The following is a 20500-nucleotide window of genomic DNA, read 5'->3' as shown; positions in this document are numbered from 1 at the left end:
CACTAGCCTCACTAGCCTCACTAGCCTCACTAGCCTCACTAGCCTCACTAGCCTCACTAGCCTCACTAGCCTCACTAGCCTCACTAGCCTCAGCCAGCGTAGTGGAAGCCAGTAGTAAAGAAAGCGCCACAGCGGTCGAAATAGAGAATAAATTACTTTTTTTTAACATGCTTACTTCCCTTTTTTAGCGCTACACAGCATGAACTTGAGGTCGATATCAGCCCATCGCAATCACTCGCAATCCTTAAAATGACAGTAGCTTAGGAAGCGAAACCTGTCACAAAAAATTACCCCACATCTCACACCCAAAAAGCGCTTGGGAGCGCTTCGGGGGAACGTTATGTGGGAATAGGTATTATTGGGTTATTTAGATGAGGATAAGAGCCGGCAAAGGCAGCTAACGGCCAAGAGCTTCCTTTTAGGTATATGACCGCGATAGTAAATACTTGCGAACTGCCTTGTATTCTTCTTGACGTTCGTAATCTCTAGACGTAGGTTTTTCGATACGACTTAAATCCATATTTTCTGCATTATCTGCCAGTTTCACTATAAGCGCTATTGGGTTTTCGGCTGCCCTTTTTGCAGCATCCATCCGAGTTTCACCGACCCGCTTTGTTAGAGCATCAACTGCATTGACTATAGCATCTGAAAACCCCTCCTCATTTAGTACAGAAAGCGTTATATCTGTATCTTCAACGATATCATGTAGAACAGCTGCTATTTTTTCTTCAATGCCGTCAACTCTCATCATAACTTTGAGCGGATGGAGAATATACGGCGATCCAGACTTATCCGTCTGCCCTGAATGTGCTTTCGCAGATATTTCTATTGCTTTTTCAAGTGTCGACATACTTACTCTTGCCTAACAGTGATTATCACTCCCTTTACATAACCTAAATGAACCCGGCGGTGCGTTCACTCAGGCTATACAGCTCATTATGCACGATCTATCCGATTGAAATTTAAAAAGGCTTAGCATAAATAGGCAGCGTTAACCACATTATCGTGACGACTGCATAACACTTATTAAAGGCCACCCACTGAGGTGGCCTTTTTGGATGCCTAGTCTATCCCTGAAATAGATTGGCTCTTATTCCATCTCAAACACCCGTTTAGTTAATCGTGGCGCGTCCGTTTCTCACGTATTTCACCCTTTGTGATGGAAATAGGTCAGTCATACCAATAAGTCTTCACCACTATGTACATTACCGTCAACAATATTGACAAATATGTACACTGGAGACTAGCGTATGTCAACCACCAAAAAAACAAGAGAAGACGAACGTGAAAAACGACCCTTTGCTACAGCCGCTGCAACTAAAGCATCTCACTTTAAAAAACAGGGTAATGTTGACCTCTCATGAACCGGCCTACCCTGAAGATGGCATGCCTAAGGAACTTTATCGGGCGTACCATGTTGAACGGGCTAAAGCAGGTGTGGCGCTTACCATGACAGCAGGGTCGGCTGCGGTTTCCCGAGATAGCCCGCCGGTATTCAACAACATTCTGGCTTACAAGGATGAAGTGGTGCCGTGGATGCGCGACCTGACCGAGGCATGCCATGAGCACGGCACGGCGGTCATGATTCAGCTGACACACCTTGGCCGCCGCACCCGCTGGGATAAAGGCGACTGGCTGCCAGCCGTTTCTGCTTCCAACCACCGGGAAGCTTCCCACCGCGCTTACCCGAAAAAAGCCGAGCTGTGGGATATCGAGCGTCTGATCAAGGATTACACCGACGCAGCCGAGCGCATGTACGTTGCTGGTCTGGATGGCATGGAGATTCAAGCATACGGTCACCTGATGGACCAGTTCTGGTCGCCGCTGACCAACGAGCTAGATGCGCCTTACGGCGGCAGCCTGGAAAATAGGCTTCGATTTACCTTTGAAGTACTTCAGAGCATTCGCAAGCGTGTCGGCGATAAATTTCTTCTAGGCGTCCGCTATACGGGTGATGAGTGCTTAGCCGGAGGCCTCGACGCTCGGGACGGCATGGAAATTTCCCACCGCCTGAAAAACAGCGGGCTGGTCGATTTCTTGAACATTGTCAAAGGCCATATCGATACCGACCCAGGCCTGACAGACGTAATTCCTATCCAGGGTATGCCCAGCGCGCCGCACCTAGATTTTGCAGGTGACATTAAGCGCGAAGTCGATTTTCCTACCTTCCATGGGGCCAAGATTCAGGATGTGGCCACAGCTCGTCATGCAATTGCATCCGGCAAGGTCGACATGATCGGCATGACCCGTGCCCACATGGCCGACCCACACCTAATGAAGAAAGTTATCGAAGGCCGGGAAGAGGAGATCCGCCCCTGCGTGGGCGCCAACTACTGTTTGGATCGTATTTACCAGGGCGGCGCTGCGTACTGTATTCACAACGCTGCCACCGGCCGCGAAACCACCATGCCCCATACCATTCCCCCCGCCGATACCAAGCGCAAGGTGGTAGTCATCGGCACAGGTCCAGGCGGGCTGGAGGCGGCCCGGGTGGCGGCCGAGCGCGGCCACGAAGTCGTCGTGTTTGAAGCTGCAGACGCCCCCGGCGGTCAGATTCGCTTGACGGCGCAGAGCGAGCGTCGCAGAGAAATGATGGGCATCATTGATTGGCGTTTCGAGCGCTGCCAGGCCATGGGCGTTACATTCCACTTTAATGTCTTTGCCGAACAAGATGAAGTGCTGGCCGAATCGCCTGACGTCGTCATCGTGGCAACGGGCGGGCAGCCTAACGAAGAGGCGCTGGCAGAGGGCAACGAGTTGGCCGTTACCGGCTGGGATTTGCTCTCGGGCCACGTAAAACCCGGCAATAATGTGCTGGTTTACGACGATGCCGGTGACCATACCGCACTGCAGGCGGCTGAAATCATCGCCAAAGCGGGAGGTAAGGTCGAGTACATGACAGCCGACCGCGCCCTGGCACCGGAAGTCATGGCCATGAACCTAGTGCCCTATATGCGCACGTTACAAATGCTGGATACCACCTTCACCCCCACCTTCCGTCTAATCAGCATCAAGCTTGATGGCAAGGAACTGGTCGCTTCGGTCAGCAGTGATTACACCAATGTCGTCAAAGAGCGGCGAGTAGATCAGGTAGTGGTCAATTTTGGCACCTTGCCCATGGCTGATCTTTACGAGGAGTTAAAGCCACTGTCGAGCAATCAGGGTGCCGTCAATTATGACAATCTAATAGTAGGCACACCCCAGCCAGCAGCCACCGATGGGAAGTTCCAACTATTCAGGATCGGTGACGCCATCTCCCACCGCAATACCCACGCAGCGATTTACGACGCCCTGCGTATCGTCAAGGACCTGTAGGTTCCAGGTGCCAACGTGAGCCGGCCCTATGTCGGCTCACTATTTCGGCGAGCGCATCTACGGCCCTCGAGTTTTTTATCTGTAAGCCTTTGGAAGACACCCACAGCGTCATGGCCAACGCCGGAGCTAGAATGGAAGTCTATCGGTATCATACACGGAGTTTAGTTGCCTCCTAAAATTCACTTTCCCGCAGGTACGCCGGTACACCTTACTGAAATACACAAGCGGCTTATGCAAACGCGACCTTCTCACTCATCAACTAGATTAGCTTACTCCAAGCGGCATCGTGTTACGCAGTATCAAGGCAGGCATCAAAGACTTCAATATCCACGAACTGTGGCATACGTGCGCAACTTGACTGGTATCGGAAGGTGAACCGCTGGTCGATGTAAAGGAAGTGGGGGCATTCTCATAGTAGGTACCTGCTATCTCACGACAGTAGAAAGTAAAAAGCCTATTAAAGTCTGGCATAGACTATAAGAAAATGTTGCTATTAGCTAAATTCAGTACCATGGCATCTGGGGCAAGGTGGCATAGTATCTGAGTGATCGTCTAATGTGACTTTTTCACCACAGCTTTTGCAAGTGTAAGTACCTTTTCCAGGTTTCTCGCCAGTAGTAGGCATAAATGCTCCGTTGTTTAGTGGCATGATGATCCTCTTAGAGGAATTATCAGCCTAGAGCACATAATAAAAATTAACCAGCACACTAAAGCAAGACGCCCCAGCAAAGCCAAGGCGTAGAATTTAATAGCGGAAATATACTAGCTATTCCAGGCGCAGATAGAAAACGACTGGCTAGCGATACCAGCGCTTAAAACTCGTCCGATTTGAGTAGAGTCGCTTAGTGATCCTCCACGACAGCCAGCAAAGAGGTAGCAAAACTACACCTGAAACAATTATCCCGTACCCCACATATTCATGCATCCAAATACCAAAGTTGTGAGCGATGTAGAATGGTAAGAAAATTGCTACAGCGATAGCGAATTTTGGGGCTCCATATTCGATCTGTGCTTGGCAGCCGCGGCAAACCTTGGCTCCATATGGCACTTCTGGATTCATGCAGTGGGGGCAAGTTAAGAGATTCATATAGCGTTGCTTGTGTTGGTGAATAGTCCATTTATGTTAGCCCTTTCAGCAACAATTATATGTAAGCCATATCTTAAAATGATCACTGCTCGACGAGCGCGCCTGTCTCAGCAAACTCCAACACGTCGATAAATGCACAGACGTTCTTGACATCAGCGGCTTGGGGAGTGATACGTGGCAGGTAAGCAGGCTGTCATTCCCTGGGATGAGGAGCTAAGGCGATTAGTGCAAGAGATAAAGGCCGACAATCTAGGTCGTGGCAAGCAAGGCCCTACGCTGTTCTGCAAGCGGGATAGTATGCCCTACAACAAGGATAAGTTTCACAGTCGCTGGCAATACGGAATGCGGAAGGCGATGCATGAAGGCCACGTTGAGCGGTTCACTGAGCACGATATCCGCGCCAAGCACGCAACTGATGCAGATAACCAAGGTTACGACGCAATGACCAACTTACAACACAGCGACCGTCGAACGACTGAGGTCTATCTACGTGCTAAACGAGTGTTGACGGTAAGTACGTTAGGAGCGGAAGAGTTCTTAGAAGATTAGACATTAGTCTATTGTGCACTGGTCTAGCGAAAGCAGTATAACGGCAGGTGTTCCCCTCGTTATATTTTCGCCCTTTTTTAATGCCTAGCAACAAAAAAAGGAACCAGCTAAGTAGCTGGTTCCCTTAATTTTTTGGCGGAGGGACAGGGATTCGAACCCTGGATAGGCTATTAACCTATGCCGGTTTTCAAGACCGGTGCATTCAACCGCTCTGCCATCCCTCCGGCTTATGGGTGCGTATAATAACAGCTTTCCCTTGGAAGTCAACGCCTTTCCGATTAATTAGTAGAGCCTTAAGCCAACACGGGTAATGTTCCCGCCTTCCATTTCACTAACCACCCAGTGAATACCATGCCAATCGACATCGTCACCTACTACGGGGTGGCCGCCGACACGTAGCGAGATAAACTCTGCAAGTGTCATGTCCTGCTCACCGGGGCTTAAGGTTAAACCGTAGGCTTGGGCAATATCCTGCATTTGCGCTTCGCCATCCAAGGTAAAGGTACCAAAGAAAGCCCGCTCTTGTTTGAGCTTTGCATCGCCGTTGAAGAGTCGATTGAGCGCGGCGAGGTCTTCGGTGCGCCCAATGACACAAATAACATCATCAAGCTTTAACCGCGTACTCCCTTTAGGGTGAAGCATCACGTGGTTGCGAAATAGCGCCGAAATCAATGCCCCCGAAGGGAAACGCAGTAGCCGGATAGGAACATCTTCTAAGTCTTCGTTTTCGACTACGTAAACAAACATCTCAAAATCATTATCCGGCATTATGCCTAGCGGCCCTCGGCGGTTCGGCGTGGTACCTACTGGCACTTCTACTTTCAGCCATCGCGCCATAAGTGTTAGCGAACCGCCCTGAATAAGCAGCGACATCAGTACCACCGCAAATGCTACGTTAAAGTACAGCGAGGCGTTTTCCACCCCGCCGATTAACGGGAAGATAGCCAGCACGATAGGTACTGCGCCCCGCAGGCCAACCCAGGCAATAAAGAAGGTTTCTCGCCAGCGGAATTTGAAAAATGGCTTAATGGTGATCAACACCGCCAGGGGCCGTGCAACGAAAATCAGTGCTAGCGCAACCAGTCCTGCTGGCAATGCCACGTCCCAGAGCTGGCTTGGCGTAACGAGTAAGCCTAGCACCAGGAACAAACCAATCTGGCTCAACCAAGCCAACCCATCGTGTACCGGAAGAATAAAGTTAAGGTGCCGCCCAGGCTGATTACCAATCATCAACCCTGCTAAATAAATGGCCAGGAAGCCGCTGCCGCCGAGTACACTGGTTAACCCAAACACACTAAACCCAAGCGCCAGCGCTAGCATGGCATAAAGACCCGGGGCTAGATCTAACCAACGCAGTAGCTTAGCGCTTAGCCAGCCACCACCAATACCCACAATTAAGCCAATACCAAACTGGGAAATGAAGAACAGTAATGTTTCGCCAATGCCACCAATATCGCCAACCAGCAGTTCGACCAGCATCAGCGTGAGGAAAATGGCCATCGGGTCGTTGGTACCCGATTCAATTTCCAGCGTGGCCCCTACCCGCTCGTTAAGGTTAACCCCACGGCCGCTTAGCATCGAGAACACGGCTGCAGCATCGGTGGAGCCAACAATTGCCCCAACAAGTAACCCTTGTACTAGGGAAAGATCAAACACCCACATAGAAATAACACCAACAATAGCGCTGGTGATAAAGACGCCAAAGGTGGCTAACGAAAGCGCTGGCTTAAAGCCAACACGGAACGTTTTTAATCGCGTGCGAAGACCACCATCCAGCAGGATCATTGCCAGCGCTAGATGGCCAATCGTAAACGCCATGGTGTAATCATCGAACTCAACCCCTAGCAGGCCATCCTCGCCTGCCAGCATGCCAAGTCCTAGGAAAATCAGTAGCAGCGGCACTCCCATCATTGAAGAAAGACGGCTCGCTAAAATGCTGAGCGCCATCAGGGAACCGCCAACTAAGAAGAACGTGTAAATTGCGTCCATGTCTCTCCGTCTCACCATCAATGCCGTTCTATTATTACATGCCACCGTACAATTTACTGAGCTTGTTAGGCTTGTCGCTTACAGGGGCTAGCCAGATCCTTCACCTCACAGCTAAACTCCGGCGTCATACCATCGGGAGTTAAGGTTATGTTGAACGCTTTTTGGCGTATCGGTTCACTTGCATTCTTTGCATTAAGCATTTTTTTATTATTTTCAATTTCAGCCACTTACGCAAATGAAGACAGCGAAAAAGATAGTACCAGTGAGCCGCTGACGCTTGAGAGCGAGGTCTCATTGCCCATTGGGCTATGGCCCTCTATAGGCAGTGAAACAGCAGATGACGGGCCACAAGAAGCGCCCAGCATGGCGCTTACACCACCACCACCGCTAGAGCCGCCCCCCTTAAAGCAGCTTCGTCTAATGCTAGATTGGTATGTCAGCCCTCAGCACGCCGCCTTAATTGTGGCGAAGCAACGGGGTCTGTTTGCTGCCCAAGGACTTGCACTTGAACTGTTAACCCCTGCAGACCCATCTATCGCGATCAAACTGTTGACGGCGGGAGAAGTTGATCTGGCATTAACGCGCCAGCCGTTGTTGCATTTACACGCTCACGATGGCGCCACCATTACCCGTATTGGTACGCTGATTGAGACGCCACTCAATGCAGTCATCGTGGCGGGAGACGCTCCAACAGGCGAAACTACCGATCAACTTGCCGGCTTGCACTATGGCTTTTCAACTCGCGAAGGGCGTGATGTGCTGGCAGACCAACTGGTGCCTACCTCATTTCGCCAAATCGACGATTTCGCCCCGCCGGAAAGCGTCCACTTTGATGCTGCCGGTGCCCTGCGAGAAGGCCGTGTTGATGCCATCGCCGATGGCTTTTATCACACGCTGCCACAGCAGCTGGCGTCAGATGGTATTGTCACCCATACCGTGCGTTACAACGATGTTGACGTGCCGCGTCATGATGGTTTGATCCTGCTGGCACATAGCGACACAGTCACAAAACAAGCAGCTACCTGGTCACGTGTTCTTATTGCCTTGGAAGAGGCGAGTAATTGGATTATTGAAAATCCGGATGCAGCATGGTCGTTGCTGATTAGTAGCTATCCTGCTCTGGATAATGCGATTAACGAAGCCGCCTGGGACGATCTATTACGCCGTATCGCTATTAGTCCAGCAGCTCTTGATACCCGACGCTACGCATCATTTGAACGCTATCTTGAGCAAGCCGGTATTATCGAAACAGCATTGCCAGTTTCCCGCTTAGCCGTCAATCCTCATACGTTGATCGCTGTACGCTGAAATAGGATGGTAATAACGCAAGCATCATGAGTAACACGCCACTGATATTTATTGATGTTGAGACAACAGGCACCCGCGCAACGCGTGACCGCATTACCGAAATTGCGGCATTAAAGGTAGTCAATGATCACATAACGGATCGCTGGGTCAGCCTGATTAATCCCGGCACCAGCGTGCCTTCTCACATCAGCCAGCTCACCGGCATTTATGATGATATGCTGATTGATGCGCCCTCTTTTCAGGCCATTGCGCGCAGCTTGCGCGACTGGCTCGGTGAAGACTGTCTTGTCGCCCACAATGCACGCTTTGATGCCAGCTTTCTGCGCAACGAGTTCAAGCGTGCCGACATTACCTATCAGCCGCACCTCCTCTGCACACTGCGCATTTCCCGCCGCCTAATGCCTGAACTGCCCAAGCACAATCTCCGCGCCTTATTGACACATTTCAACATTCCACAAGTCCGCCAGCATCGGGCAGAAGATGATGCCACTGCGCTTTGGCAATTGTGGGAAACCTGGCAGCAGCAGTATGACGCTGACAGCTGGCAAGCCGCTCTTGCCGATGAGCAGCGCCACCGTAGTCTGCCCGCACATTTGCCCAGTGAGCAACTAACCGGGCTTCCTGCTTCGCCAGGGGTTTATTTGTTTTATGGCCACAACCGCCTTCCACTGTACGTTGGCAAAAGTATTAATTTACGCAGCCGCGTGCTGGGCCATTTCCAACGCGACCACCAGGACGATAAAGAGATGCGCCTTGCCCAGCAAATACAGCACATTGAGTGGGAAGAAACCGCTGGCGATTTAAGCGCCCAGTTAAGAGAGGCTCAACTGGTCAAAGAGCTGATGCCGATTATGAACCGACAGTTACGCCGTCAGGGGCATTTAAAAACGTGGTATTGGCCAACCGATCAACCTTGCCCAACACTGGTCAGCGGCAAAGCCATCAGCCAGCCTCAGCCGGGAAAGCTATTTGGGCTGTTTCGCAGTGCCAAAGAAGCGAAAGATGCGCTGCGCAATATTGCCGAAACACATCAGCTTTGCCCGCAAGTGCTCGGAATAGATAAAGGAACAGGACGGTGTTTTGCTAATCAGTTAGGCAAGTGTCGAGGCGCCTGCTGTGGACAGGAGCCTCTTGAAAGCCACACGCAGCGCGCCCAAGAGGCACTAGCATCTTTTCAAGTAAAAACATGGCCTTGGCCGGGGCGAATTATTATTCGCGAGAAAAGCCGTAAAAATGGCCCGACTAGCCATCATGTGGTCGATCACTGGTGCTATTTAGGCAGCGCTGCGACTAAACATCGCGCCTTGAGGCTGAAGGGAGCCGCTGCCAAATTTGATGTGGATACCTATCGCATCCTAAACCGTTTTTTACGTGAGCCCGAGCGGCATAATCTCACGGTGTTGCCGCTCTAGCTCTTTTTAGCTCTGCTTAGAAATTAGCCTTCAGGCTAGGAGTGGGCAGCCATAAATGCATCAACAGCTTGCTGGAATGCTGCTGGTTGATCGGCATGAAGCCAATGTCCGGCGTTTTTAAGTGTCACGACTCTTGCCCGCGGCAGTACTTCGCGTAGCGCTGGCAGCATGTCATCTGCGACGTAGTGCGAATCAGCGCCTTTAAGCACTAGGGTTGGCCCTTCGAAAGCGCGGTCACCATCAGGTTTACCGATAATCGCGTCATAACCACGTTGAATTTCAGCCAACCCAACGCGCACTTCCATCTCACCCTGCTCATTGCGCACTAAATTGGTGGCAAGAAACAGCCGAGTTGGACGGGAATCAACATGCTCAGCCAATAAGGCATCGGCCTCACGACGGTTAGTGGGTTTAGCCGCTTTTACCCGTTCGAGCGCAGCAAACACATCGTCGTGACCGTGCTGATAAGCCACCGGAGCAATATCTGCCACCATCAGTGACGCACAGCGTTCAGGGTTCATACGCGCCAGCGTCATAGCCACCTTACCGCCCATTGAGTGACCCAATACATGTGCGCGTTCGACTCCATGCTTATCGAGCGCCGCCAACACATCTTGGCTCATAGCGCTATAGCTCATACCTTCTGCATGAGGTGAACGACCGTGGTTGCGAAGATCCACAGCAATAACCCGCCTACTGCGCTGCCAAACCTTTAAGTGCGAACGCCAGTTATCGGCGCTACCCAACAAACCATGGATCACCACAATAGGTAGTTGATCGTCGCTGCCTGATTCGTCGGGCAAATCGATAACATAAAGATCAATACGGGCATCATCAGTCATGCGGGCTCCTCAGTCGTTACGCTTGGTTTTTAGGCTGGGCCGTTAAGCTTAACCGTTATGCGGTTTGGGGGGATGTATCAGCTTGCCCTGTCCACACGACTAGCCGACGCGTTAACCACGCTAACAACAGGCCATATAAAGGCAGGAAGAATAATAGACTAATGCCAAGCTTAATGGCGTAGTCGACCACGGCTATTTCTACCCAATGTTCGGCCATAAAAGGGTCTGGACTGTTATAAAATGCGGTCGTAAAGAAAGCAAAGGTATCTGCTAGATTGCCCAATACGGTAGAGCAAACGGGAGCTACCCACCACGCCCACTGACGAAGACGATCAAACACTTGAACATCGAGTAACTGGCCTAGCACGTATGCAAGGAAACTAGCCAACGCGATACGGGCAACAAATACATTCCACTCCCCCAAGGCTTCGATACCGACAAAGCTTCCCCGTGGAAAAATTACCGAAACAACGTAAGAGACCACCAACGCCGGAAACATGACGCGCAGTATAATTGAGCGAGCCGGCCCTTTGCCGAATAAACGAACCGTTAAGTCAGTTGCCAAAAAGATAAAGGGGAAACTGAATGCGCCCCAAGTGGTATGAAAACCAAACAGGGTAAATGGCAATTGAACCAAGTAGTTACTGGCGGCAATAATACCAATATGAAACGCGACCATTACCAGAAGGCAACGACGGTGCTGGGTGTCGGTTAATGCAAACATGCAGGTTGGCCTTTTTTTGCAAGTCCGAGGGGTTAGGGAACCCTCATATAATAAGCGCGGTTAACGCCACTGGGGCGCGCATTATACGCCTTCTGTTAGGTAATTAAAGCCGCCCACCTGCCCGGGCGGCTCTATTGATCACGCTATTAGCAACGTTTTAACCTAAACGTCTAGCGACTTGGCTTGCTCAGATGCGCCGACAGAGCGCTCACGCATCGCCGCATGCACGTCTTCTAAGCTAGTCGGATCATCAATGGTTGAGGGAATACCGAACGACTTACCGTCGGCAATATTACGCAGTAACTTGCGTAAGATTTTACCCGAGCGAGTCTTGGGCAGGCGATTGACGACCAACACCTGCTTAAAGCAAGCAATCGGCCCAATGTGCTCGCGTACTCGGCTAATTAGCTCTGCCTCAAGCGTTGCCTCATCACCATCGAAACCATCCTTAGTGATTACCAGCCCGATCGGCAGTTGGCCTTTTAGCTCGTCGTGAATACCAATAACAGCACACTCAGCCACCGCAGGATGTGCACCGACGATTTCTTCCATTTCACCAGTAGAAAGACGATGCCCAGCTACGTTGATCACGTCATCAGTTCTACCCATGATGAACAAGTACCCCTCTTCATCAAAGTAGCCACCATCGCCAGTCAGGTAATAACCTGGGTAGGCTGCCATATAGGCACTATGAAAACGTTGGGGATCACGCCAAATACCGGTAAGACAGCCAGGTGGAAGCGGTTGCTTAATGACCACGCTGCCCTGCTGCATAGTGTCTGCTTGCTCACCATCCCGATCCAAAATTTGCACGTTAAAACCCGGCACCGGGAAGGTTGCCGAACCCGCTTTGGTGGGCGCAGTTTCAATACCAGGCAAGTTTGCAGCAATAGGCCAGCCGGTTTCAGTTTGCCACCAATGATCGATGACCGGTACATCCAATAGGTCATCAAGCCAATGAAACGTCGGTGGGTCTAAGCGCTCGCCCGCTACATATAAGTGTTCCAGGCTGCTGATATCGTAACTAGCTAGCAGCTTGGCATCAGGATCTTCTTTTTTGATTGCCCGGAAGGCAGTCGGTGCAGTGAAAAAGCTTTTGACCTTGTACTCGTCAATCAACCGCCAAAAGCCGCCTGCATCAGGCGTTTTAACGGGTTTCCCCTCATACACGATTGTGGTGCACCCTCTCAGCAGCGGCGCATACACAATATAAGAGTGTCCGACGACCCAACCCACATCCGATGCGGTAAACATCACATCGCCAGGATTCAGGGCATAAATTGCTTCCATCGAATAGGCTAACGCTACCGCGTAACCACCTGTGTCTCGCATAACCCCTTTGGGCTTACCTGTCGTGCCTGAGGTATATAGGATATAAAGCGGGTCGGTCGCTTTTACTGGAACACAGCCAGCAAACGGCGCATCTGCTACCAGTGCTTGCCAGTCATGGTCGCCTTGATGGAGTTCCGCACGATGTGCATCACGTTGAAAAATGACGCAGGCATCCGGTTTAAAACTGCTGAGCGCTATGGCTTGGTCAACAATAGGCTTGTAAGGAAGCACTTTATCCACTTCGATGCCACAGGAAGCCGCAATCACTACTTTTGGCTCAGCATCTTCAATGCGCACCGCCAGTTCGTGGGGTGCGAAACCTCCAAACACAACCGAGTGAACTGCCCCTAATCGGGCGCATGCATACATTGCGATGAGCGCTTCAGGCACCATCGGCATGTAAATGACTACTCGGTCACCCTTTGTCACACCAAGGCGCGCAAGTCCTCCGGCAAACTGCGCGACACGATCACGCAACGTTTGATAGGTAATGGCTTGCTTTGATTGGGTAACGGGAGAATCCCAAAGGATAGCGGGCTGGTCGCCTCTACCCTGCTCGACGTGGTAATCGATCGCCGCGTGGCAAATATTCAGCTCGCCATCGTCAAACCAGCGAGCATGTTGCTGATCGTCATAGCTAAGAATTGTGGAAGGAAATTTGAACCAAGGTAACCGCTTGGCCTGCTCGCCCCAGAAGGCTTCGGGGTTTTCAACAGAGTGCTGGTACGTTTGCTGATAGAGGCTCATGGTGGGACTTGCCTTTATTGTGTCAATGAAACTAGCCGATTGTTGACACTTTATAAAGTAAGTCGCTATCTCACCCTCATACTATGGGATAAATCGCGACTAAAGCGCTACAAGCCCAACACCATTGTCGACAAAACACCACAGCACTACCATTGATAGACCGTTAAACCAGCGTTTGGACAAATACCGCTAAATTACTGATCATTTAACAACTGATCCTCGCGACGCGACGATGCCTAAATAACCTATAACAACGCTGTCACAACTGTGTAGGCAAGGAGATCCTCATGTCTGCTTCTACTAGCGCCGCTGCCCGTTTATTGGAACATGATTGCCACGCCATTGAGGCGGGCACTAATCTACTTAAAGCATTGGCAAACGAAAAACGTCTCCAAATACTCTGTCTGCTGGCAGAAAAAGAGCTCTCAGTCACTCAGATCAACCAGCAGTTGGAACTAAGCCAGTCAGCGTTAAGCCAACACTTGGCAATTTTACGCCGCGACCAACTGGTCGACACTCGCCGTGAATCGCAAACCATTTACTACTCACTGAGTAGTGAAAGCGCCAAGGCGATTATTGACACCCTGGCGCACCACTACGCCGCCTAACTGTCAAGTTGCTATCAACAGCAGCTATAAACAGTAGCGATTAACTATCGACGCTGCCAACCCGCCGCATCGATTAAACCAAGCCCTTTAACAATGGCTTGTTCAACGCCCGCCGACACTGCCAAGCCTACCTTACGGCTAAGAGTTTTCGGCGGTTCAAGCTTCACGCTGTACACTTGAGCCTGCGCCATGCGTTCTACCAAATACGCCTCGCTGGTCCCAATACTGTCGGTCAGCTTCCTTTCAAGCGCTTCACTGCCGTACCAGATTTCGCCCGTCGCTAGTGCATCAATGTCCATGTCTGGGCGATGCTGAGAGACATACTCTTTAAACAACCGATGGGTGTTTTCTAAATCATCAATAAACTTTTCACGCCCCTCTTCGGTGTTTTCCCCCAACACGGTCAAGGTTCGTTTATATTTGCCCGCAGTCAGCAGCTCAACATCAATATCATTGCGCTTTAACAAGCGATGAATATTAGGCACCTGAGCGACAACGCCAATAGAGCCAATCACCGCAAACGGCGCAGCTTTAATATGGTTAGCTGTACACGCCATCATATAGCCGCCGCTAGCAGCCACTTTGTCGATGCATACCGTTGTGGTTAAACCTGCTGCTTGAAGGCGGTCAAGCTGCGCCGCCGCTAAGCCATAGGCATGCACAAGCCCACCCGCCGACTCTAACCGCACAACAACTTCATCCTCGGCTGCGGCAACATCAATAATCGCCGACACTTCTTGAGCAAACTGCTCAGTTTGTGACGCCTTGAGATCACCATGAAAGTCCAACACCCATACCTTCTGAGCGCCCTGAGCCTCTCCTTTACCGTGCTTAGCAGCCTTATGCTTTGCTTTCTCTTCTTGGCGAAACGCTTTGACCAGTTTTTTTCTTGCACCTTGTTCTGTCGTGGTAACGCGAAGCCTGCGGCCACGGGAACGTCGCTGGTCATTAAGCGACTCTACGCTGAGCTTAAGGCTAGTTTCCCCACTCTCCTTATTACGCAGTATTAGCGCCAGCACGATACCTGCCATCGCCATCAGCAAGCTGGCTTGAATCAAAAACGTGCCCATCTCTACCATCCACTCGCTCATACCTTCTCTCCTACTCGACAATCTAGCTTGATTAAAACGCTTGTTTAAAATAACCTCATTGATAGCGTCGTGAGAAACTCACCTAACGCCTTACACCTGCTTGGTTAACGACCAAATAATTTTTGGGAATTTATAATGTCATCGAACACGTTAGATAAACTTCAGTCGCGCTTTAACCCTGAAGCTGCCAAAGGAATGGATGAAGTATTCCAATTTCATTTCTCTGACGCAGGCAGCCACCACATGGTTATCCAGGACGGAACGCTGGACGTACACGAAGGTGAGCATGACGATCCTTCTGTGAGCCTAAGCATGAGTACAGATACGCTAAAAGGCATTATGAGCGGAGACGTCAATGGTATGACGGCTTTCATGACGGGTAAGCTGAAAGCTACCGGCAATGTCATGCTGGCCACTAAGCTGACCAGCCTATTTCCCAGCCAATAACGCCCATTCTCGCCCGTGAGCACTCAACGCCAGCGGGCGAGATGCGTTTCGATAAGTTCACGTGAAATTGAGTACGGTGGTGGCAATGAAGGTAGCTGCCTTGGCGAAAACCAAGCGGCATCACTAATCTCTACACCATCGATATGAATGCGCCGCGTCGTCGCTTCAGCAAAGAACCCAAACATTAATGAATGCGGAAATGGCCACGCTTGGCTTTGGTGGTAACGAAGGTTTTCCACATGTACGCCCACCTCTTCGTATATCTCACGATGTACCGCTTCTTCAGCAGACTCTCCAGGCTCAATGAAGCCTGCAAGTGTCGAGTAACGTCCTGGAGGGAACCTTGGGCTTCGTGCTAACAGCATCGCCTCCCCACTGGTAACTAGCGTGATAATACAAGGAGAAATGCGCGGATAGTTACGGTGTCCACAGGCATGACAGTGCATTGCAAACTCAGCTTCCAACTTGGTTGCCTTTTCGCCACAACGCCCACAAAAACGATGGTTCTCTAACCAAGCGCCGACCTGAAGTGCCGTCGATAGCAGGCTGAACCAGGAAACAGGTAGCTCACCGAGCCACTGCCGCCCATCTATCCAGTCCTCACCCGGCTTACTTTCTACTAAAAGCGCCACTGGTTCATCGTGCCAATAGCATAGCGGCTGCATCCTCTCGTCCCAGGGTTGAGTCGGCTGTAACGGCGTTAACTCACCGCCTTCCGCCAACGGTGCTGGCGCTAGATGACTACGCGACACGCAGATAACACGACCTTCTCGCGCACAATGAGGAATTTCACGTCTAAGCATCGGCACTATTACCTTCAGACCAACCAGCATCAAACCAACGTAATTGATGCGCCTGACATTTAGCCTGATGCGCGGCGCGCTCTTCCTCACTAGGCCGGATGACCCTCAGCTGCCCTGGCGTCAACGCTAAACGCTGTACCGACAGCCCTTCATTGGCTTGATTGTTTTGCTGTTCACCTGACGATGCTTCTGAGTCAAGCGTTAGCGCCGTTTGCCCGCCTGTCATCGCCAAATAGACGTCGGCTAGGATCTCGGCATCCAGCAATGCGCCGTGCAACACGCGATGACCGTTATCAATATCGTAACGCTTGCATAATGCATCGAGACTATTACGCTGGCCTGGGTGCATCTGGCGAGCCATCACCAACGTATCAAGAATGCGGCAATGTTCGCTAACAGGGCCTAATGCGGGGGACCGCCGCCGCTGGTTTAGCATCATCAACTCATGATCAATAAACCCCACATCGAAGGGGGCGTTATGAATCACTAGTTCGGCTCCTGCTATAAATGCCCAGAAGTCATCCGCTACTGCGGCAAATACCGGCTCATTGGCTACCTTGGCATCATCAATACCGTGAACCGCTACGACTTCAGCATCAATATGTCGTTCCGGGTTGATATATTGATGATAGGAGCGCCCTGTCAACCGCCGGTTAATCATTTCAACGGCACCAATTTCCACTAATCGGTGGCCATCTTTTGGGTCAATGCCGGTTGTTTCCGTATCCAAGATCACTTGGCGCATGCTGATCTCCTGTTATGCTCATCAATGGCTTCGTTGGCCAACGCATCGGCGCGCTCATTACCAGGGTGCCCGCTATGCCCTTTTACCCAGTGCCACTCGACGCGATGCCGCTGAGTTTCCTCGTGAAGGGTCTTCCAGAGCTCAGCGTTTTTAACCGGTTGCTTGGCCGCGGTCTTCCAACCTCGCTTAATCCAATTATGAATCCATTGAGTAATTCCCTGGCGCACATACTGGGAATCGGTCCAGAGAGCCACATCACACGGCTTATTTAGCGTTCGCAACGCCATAATGGCCGCCATTAATTCCATACGATTGTTAGTGGTATCTGCTTCGAAGCCCTTTAGCGTCTTTTCATGCTGCCCACTGGACAGCACCACCCCCCAGCCGCCTGGGCCCGGATTTCCGCGACAGGCCCCATCGGTATACACCGTAACGCGAGGCAACCCATCGGTTGCTTGCTTACTCACTTTCACTATCCTTTTCTAAACGATGTTGACCTGAATGGTATCGCACAGAAGCACCGGTTCTTGTCGCTCCCAGAGACGTGGGAGTGATCGGTGCATGCAATCCAAATTTAAGGCGCTCTACCGGCGCATGGCGTTGTCGCCGCTGCGCTTGAATCATGTAACTTTCACCCAATGGTAAATTATGCCTGCGCCCTAACGCTTCCCATCGCCCTCCACAGGTGGCACTCATTGGCCCCCGAAAACAGCAGTAGTCTACGCGTTCTACGTCAAAATCGACAAACGCCAGCCAGTCGCGCAAGCGGTTAGCCGTTCGCCACTGCCCGCTCCAGGGAAAACGCCCTTGCTGCTTACGCCAGCGCTGGGTTAATCCGTTCAGTGCTAGCGGGTTAAAACCAAATAGAACCAACACACCGCTATCGGAAGTTACCCGGGCAGCCTCTTGTAACGTGTGGTGGGCATCCGGCAAATGCTCTAGCCAGTGATGAATAACCACTGCTTCTATACTACGGTCTGGTAAGGCTAGGTGATCTGGCGGACAGACTAACGTGGATGCTGTCTCCGCCATTGCTCTCGTCGGCGACCAGCGAATAGTATGAGGAATGGCCGACATGGTCATCAACGTTGGCCCCATGCTCATCTCTAAACTGTGGCCACCTTTGCGCCCTTCAACCAGCGGCCCTAAACACGCTCGCTGCGTTTCCCATAGCGAACGGCCAGCCTCTGTTTGCCAGTACGCTTGGCTTTCCGCCATCTGCTGGGCGAGCCGAGTTGCCGTTGACGAAGTTGACATGAACAGCGCTTCCCTCCACAGTAAATGCTTTTTAACGTTTTGAACGCCAGCGTAAGCGCCTTCGAAAGCGTATAGTTGCGCGTCTATTTTTTGAACTAAAGGATCTCGCCCATGATGAGCGTGACACCGATTCCCGCACTTAGCGATAATTACATTTGGCTATTAAGACAGGATACCAGTCAAAGCGTTTGCGTGGTGGATCCCGGTGAAGCAGCACCTGTCATTGCGTTCCTTGAGCGTGAGTCCTTAACGCTGGGTACGATCTTAATCACTCATCATCACCATGATCATACGGGTGGCCTTGCAGAGTTGATTAAACGCTTCTCACCTCGGGTGATTGGCCCCGCCAACCCTACTATCGAAGGCATTAATGAACAGGTAGGGCACGGCGATGAAGTACGTATTATGGGGCGCCTTTTTGAAGTCATGGCCACGCCAGGACATACGTTAGATCACGTGAGTTACTTCACTCCAGGAATTCCTGCGCTACTTTTCTGCGGCGACACCCTGTTTTGCGGTGGGTGTGGCCGCTTATTTGAAGGATCGCCAGAGCAAATGTTTGCCTCTCTGCAAATCTTAGCGGAACTCCCAGAGGATACGCTGGTCTTTGCAGCGCATGAATATACGCAAGCGAATCTAACATTTGCTCGTGCTGCAGATCCTGATAACGAAGACGTTAAATATGCACTGCAGGAGTGTGAGAAGGCTCGGGCATTAGACCGACCCACCTTACCCAGCACGATAGGACGCGAGCTGAGGATCAACCCCTACTTGCGCGTGAGCACCGAGAGTGTGCGTCAAGCAGTAGGTACACATGGGGTCAATGATGATGATCTCGCCACGTTCACCACTTTACGTGAGTGGAAGAACCGTTTTTAAGAACGCTATCGAGTAAAAACGAACCGACTATGACTTATCGAACGATTCGCCAGCGCTTATTACTAAGCGCTGGAAGCACTGTTATTGTGAGCCTATTTTTAGCCGCAGCGGCCAGCTCTCAAGCCTCTACTACCGAAGCATACCAATCTAACAGCGCACACAATGACGCGCTCATTCCACCCGACGTTAGCCCTAATGCCTTTCAGCATCACTTCTGGGAAGCGCTTGAGCTACAACCTCAAGATGCCTGGAGCACACTGCGGGATAGTTTCCAGTGGCAGGAAAAGAATCTCCCTGCCGATGCTCAAGCGCGTGTCGACAAGTGGATAGAGTACTACCGTTCCAGCCCGCAAAATATTGTCGCTATTACGGAACGAGCAACCCCCTGGCTTGCCTGGATCACCCAGCAAGTAAGCGAGCGTGGCCTTCCTGGAGAAATCGCGCTAATTCCGTTTGTTGAGAGTTCTTTCGACCCCAGCGCCCGGAGCCATCGAGGAGCCGCTGGACTTTGGCAGTTTATGCCGGGTACCGGAGACGCCTTAGGCTTGGTTCGCAACGGCAACTATGATGGACGTTTAGACGTCGTGACGTCTACCGCAGCAGCGCTTGATTACCTGGAAATGCAGGCAGATGAGTGGTACGAGGGTGACCTGATGCTGTCGCTGGCTGCTTACAATGCAGGGGCTGGCACCGTTAACCGTGCGCAACGCCAAGCTCAGAGTCAAGGTCTTGCAGGCGACTACTGGGAACTATCACTGCCCCATGAAACGATGCAGTACGTTCCTAAACTTAAAGCCATTGCGACAATCATCAACAACCCAGAACAGTACGGGGTTTCACTTCCCGATATTCATCCCGATCCCGCTTTTGCCAAAGTTCAGCTGGAGCAGCCAGTGAGCCTGGCACAAGCCTCTCAGCTTCTGGATGTTAGTCAATCCGCGCTGGCCGAGCTAAACCCTGGCTTACTAAATGGCAGCCTTGACCCACGCAGCGCACAGACGTTACTGGTGCCTGAAGAAGTCGACACTCAGGTGTTAGCTCAGCTTTCGCAATCAAACAGTACCGCACTGGCATCAACCGGCACGCCTAACGTTCACCGCGTTGAAAGTGGCGATAACCTATCTGTGATTGCGTCACGCTATAATGTCACTCAACAAGATTTGATCAGGTGGAATGCTCTTGAACGCCCAGAAGTACTGAAGCCAGGTCAACTGCTATCGCTTTCAGGTCGGTAATGCGGGGAGTCTAACCCAGCTTTGTTAACTAGGTTTAAAACGCAGCCTTTATTAGTCTTTCTAGGCCATGTCTCAGTTACTATTAGCGCCGCTGTGTGACTCAGCAGTTGTGTCTAAGGTTCTAAGCCCA

19 protein-coding genes and 1 tRNA gene are annotated in these 20500 nt (G+C 51.3%); 8 read left to right on the top strand and 12 right to left on the bottom strand.

The features are described from left to right. Positions 1-418 precede the first annotated feature (418 nt). Positions 419-850 carry an HD domain-containing protein gene (locus HVE01_RS19045; RefSeq protein WP_146945386.1) on the bottom strand — a complete coding sequence of 144 codons (432 nt, stop codon included), beginning with the start codon at positions 848-850 and terminating at the stop codon, positions 419-421. A gap of 497 nt (positions 851-1347) precedes the next feature. Between HVE01_RS19045 and HVE01_RS19040 the strand changes: the two genes are divergently transcribed. After that, a complete protein-coding gene (locus tag HVE01_RS19040) occupies positions 1348-3315 on the top strand; it encodes an NADH:flavin oxidoreductase (protein WP_244973800.1) in 1968 nt (655 codons plus the stop codon). A 493-nt stretch (positions 3316-3808) separates the two neighbouring features. Here the strand turns inward: HVE01_RS19040 and HVE01_RS20180 are convergent, their stop codons facing one another. Then, positions 3809-3940, bottom strand: coding sequence for a zinc ribbon-containing protein (locus tag HVE01_RS20180; protein WP_146945387.1), 132 nt, complete (start codon positions 3938-3940; stop codon positions 3809-3811). 636 nt (positions 3941-4576) lie between these two features. Here HVE01_RS20180 and HVE01_RS19025 point away from each other — a divergent pair. Beyond that, entirely contained in the window at positions 4577-4951 is a 375-nt protein-coding gene (locus tag HVE01_RS19025; protein WP_244973799.1) for a tyrosine-type recombinase/integrase, read from the top strand. Between the two features lie 133 nt (positions 4952-5084). Here HVE01_RS19025 and HVE01_RS19020 read toward each other — a convergent pair. After that, positions 5085-5175, bottom strand: a tRNA-Ser gene (locus tag HVE01_RS19020). 58 nt (positions 5176-5233) lie between these two features. Continuing rightward, on the bottom strand, positions 5234-6940 hold the full coding sequence (locus HVE01_RS19015) for a potassium/proton antiporter (RefSeq protein WP_125747687.1): 1707 nt from the start codon (positions 6938-6940) through the stop codon (positions 5234-5236). Positions 6941-7087: 147 nt separating this feature from the next. Here HVE01_RS19015 and HVE01_RS19010 point away from each other — a divergent pair, with 147 nt between their 5' ends. Together HVE01_RS19010 and HVE01_RS19005 are read left to right on the top strand one after the other, a co-directional pair. Further along, the gene (locus tag HVE01_RS19010) at positions 7088-8248 is read left to right on the top strand and encodes an ABC transporter substrate-binding protein (protein ID WP_146945384.1); all 1161 of its coding nucleotides are present in this window, start codon (positions 7088-7090) and stop codon (positions 8246-8248) included. A gap of 26 nt (positions 8249-8274) precedes the next feature. Then, on the top strand, positions 8275-9660 hold the full coding sequence (locus HVE01_RS19005; protein ID WP_146945383.1) for a 3'-5' exonuclease family protein: 1386 nt from the start codon (positions 8275-8277) through the stop codon (positions 9658-9660). A 35-nt stretch (positions 9661-9695) separates the two neighbouring features. Here the strand turns inward: HVE01_RS19005 and HVE01_RS19000 are convergent, their stop codons facing one another. From HVE01_RS19000 to HVE01_RS18990, 3 genes are all read right to left on the bottom strand, one after another. Further along, a complete protein-coding gene (locus HVE01_RS19000; RefSeq protein WP_146945382.1) occupies positions 9696-10502 on the bottom strand; it encodes an alpha/beta fold hydrolase in 807 nt (268 codons plus the stop codon). 55 nt (positions 10503-10557) lie between these two features. Continuing rightward, positions 10558-11226: a 7-cyano-7-deazaguanine/7-aminomethyl-7-deazaguanine transporter gene (locus tag HVE01_RS18995; RefSeq protein WP_146945381.1), complete on the bottom strand. Its 669-nt coding sequence runs from the start codon at positions 11224-11226 to the stop codon at positions 10558-10560. Between the two features lie 162 nt (positions 11227-11388). Then, entirely contained in the window at positions 11389-13323 is a 1935-nt protein-coding gene (locus HVE01_RS18990) for a propionyl-CoA synthetase (RefSeq protein ID WP_280529889.1), read from the bottom strand. Positions 13324-13592: 269 nt separating this feature from the next. On the opposite strand from HVE01_RS18990, the gene HVE01_RS18985 reads away from it, so the two are divergent. Next, positions 13593-13913, top strand: coding sequence for an ArsR/SmtB family transcription factor (locus tag HVE01_RS18985; RefSeq protein WP_083004010.1), 321 nt, complete (start codon positions 13593-13595; stop codon positions 13911-13913). 44 nt (positions 13914-13957) lie between these two features. On the opposite strand, the gene sohB is transcribed toward HVE01_RS18985, so the two are convergent. After that, positions 13958-15004: a protease SohB gene (gene sohB, locus HVE01_RS18980; protein WP_146945379.1), complete on the bottom strand. Its 1047-nt coding sequence runs from the start codon at positions 15002-15004 to the stop codon at positions 13958-13960. 135 nt (positions 15005-15139) lie between these two features. On the opposite strand from sohB, the gene HVE01_RS18975 reads away from it, so the two are divergent. Then, positions 15140-15451, top strand: coding sequence for an SCP2 sterol-binding domain-containing protein (locus tag HVE01_RS18975; protein ID WP_125747673.1), 312 nt, complete (start codon positions 15140-15142; stop codon positions 15449-15451). 23 nt (positions 15452-15474) lie between these two features. Here HVE01_RS18975 and nudC read toward each other — a convergent pair whose 3' ends face one another. Genes nudC through HVE01_RS18955 form a run of 4 tightly spaced genes read right to left on the bottom strand, consistent with a single transcriptional unit; the run spans position 15475 to position 18256 of the window. Beyond that, complete coding sequence (nudC, locus tag HVE01_RS18970; RefSeq protein ID WP_146945378.1) at positions 15475-16254, bottom strand: NAD(+) diphosphatase; 780 nt, start codon at positions 16252-16254, stop codon at positions 15475-15477. Then, positions 16247-16999, bottom strand: a complete 753-nt coding sequence (gene dnaQ, locus HVE01_RS18965) for a DNA polymerase III subunit epsilon (protein WP_146945377.1) — start codon at positions 16997-16999, stop codon at positions 16247-16249. Before dnaQ ends, nudC begins: the two co-directional genes overlap by 8 nt. Next, the gene (rnhA, locus tag HVE01_RS18960) at positions 16987-17466 is read right to left on the bottom strand and encodes a ribonuclease HI (protein WP_125747666.1); all 480 of its coding nucleotides are present in this window, start codon (positions 17464-17466) and stop codon (positions 16987-16989) included. The genes dnaQ and rnhA overlap by 13 nt, the downstream gene beginning before the upstream one ends. Further along, on the bottom strand, positions 17459-18256 hold the full coding sequence (locus tag HVE01_RS18955) for a class I SAM-dependent methyltransferase (protein WP_146945376.1): 798 nt from the start codon (positions 18254-18256) through the stop codon (positions 17459-17461). Before HVE01_RS18955 ends, rnhA begins: the two co-directional genes overlap by 8 nt. Positions 18257-18367: 111 nt before the next feature. On the opposite strand from HVE01_RS18955, the gene gloB reads away from it, so the two are divergent. Both gloB and HVE01_RS18945 read left to right on the top strand, forming a co-directional pair. Continuing rightward, a complete protein-coding gene (gloB, locus tag HVE01_RS18950; RefSeq protein ID WP_146945375.1) occupies positions 18368-19135 on the top strand; it encodes a hydroxyacylglutathione hydrolase in 768 nt (255 codons plus the stop codon). 29 nt (positions 19136-19164) lie between these two features. Next, positions 19165-20370, top strand: coding sequence for a transglycosylase SLT domain-containing protein (locus HVE01_RS18945; RefSeq protein ID WP_146945374.1), 1206 nt, complete (start codon positions 19165-19167; stop codon positions 20368-20370). Positions 20371-20500 lie beyond the last annotated feature (130 nt).

It is taken from the genome of Vreelandella venusta (assembly GCF_007989605.1).
Classification (GTDB): Bacteria; Pseudomonadota; Gammaproteobacteria; order Pseudomonadales; family Halomonadaceae; genus Vreelandella; species Vreelandella venusta.
The sequence above is the reverse complement of the archived record's forward strand: the minus strand, read 5'-3'. Positions and strand labels throughout refer to the sequence as shown.

What these genes read in the sequence shown, in the direction of transcription:
- gloB (WP_146945375.1), top strand. Translation starts at nt 18,368, where the DNA reads ATGATGAGCGTGACACCGATTCCCGCACTTAGCGATAATTACATTTGG.
- HVE01_RS18975 (WP_125747673.1), top strand. Translation starts at nt 15,140, where the DNA reads ATGTCATCGAACACGTTAGATAAACTTCAGTCGCGCTTTAACCCTGAA.
- HVE01_RS19005 (WP_146945383.1), top strand. Translation starts at nt 8,275, where the DNA reads ATGAGTAACACGCCACTGATATTTATTGATGTTGAGACAACAGGCACC.
- HVE01_RS19015 (WP_125747687.1), bottom strand. Translation starts at nt 6,940, where the DNA reads ATGGACGCAATTTACACGTTCTTCTTAGTTGGCGGTTCCCTGATGGCG.
- HVE01_RS19000 (WP_146945382.1), bottom strand. Translation starts at nt 10,502, where the DNA reads ATGACTGATGATGCCCGTATTGATCTTTATGTTATCGATTTGCCCGAC.
- dnaQ (WP_146945377.1), bottom strand. Translation starts at nt 16,999, where the DNA reads ATGCGCCAAGTGATCTTGGATACGGAAACAACCGGCATTGACCCAAAA.
- HVE01_RS19010 (WP_146945384.1), top strand. Translation starts at nt 7,088, where the DNA reads ATGTTGAACGCTTTTTGGCGTATCGGTTCACTTGCATTCTTTGCATTA.
- HVE01_RS18995 (WP_146945381.1), bottom strand. Translation starts at nt 11,226, where the DNA reads ATGTTTGCATTAACCGACACCCAGCACCGTCGTTGCCTTCTGGTAATG.
- HVE01_RS18985 (WP_083004010.1), top strand. Translation starts at nt 13,593, where the DNA reads ATGTCTGCTTCTACTAGCGCCGCTGCCCGTTTATTGGAACATGATTGC.
- HVE01_RS19040 (WP_244973800.1), top strand. Translation starts at nt 1,348, where the DNA reads ATGTTGACCTCTCATGAACCGGCCTACCCTGAAGATGGCATGCCTAAG.
- nudC (WP_146945378.1), bottom strand. Translation starts at nt 16,254, where the DNA reads ATGCTTAGACGTGAAATTCCTCATTGTGCGCGAGAAGGTCGTGTTATC.
- HVE01_RS18945 (WP_146945374.1), top strand. Translation starts at nt 19,165, where the DNA reads ATGACTTATCGAACGATTCGCCAGCGCTTATTACTAAGCGCTGGAAGC.
- HVE01_RS19045 (WP_146945386.1), bottom strand. Translation starts at nt 850, where the DNA reads ATGTCGACACTTGAAAAAGCAATAGAAATATCTGCGAAAGCACATTCA.
- HVE01_RS20180 (WP_146945387.1), bottom strand. Translation starts at nt 3,940, where the DNA reads ATGCCTACTACTGGCGAGAAACCTGGAAAAGGTACTTACACTTGCAAA.
- sohB (WP_146945379.1), bottom strand. Translation starts at nt 15,004, where the DNA reads ATGAGCGAGTGGATGGTAGAGATGGGCACGTTTTTGATTCAAGCCAGC.
- HVE01_RS18955 (WP_146945376.1), bottom strand. Translation starts at nt 18,256, where the DNA reads ATGTCAACTTCGTCAACGGCAACTCGGCTCGCCCAGCAGATGGCGGAA.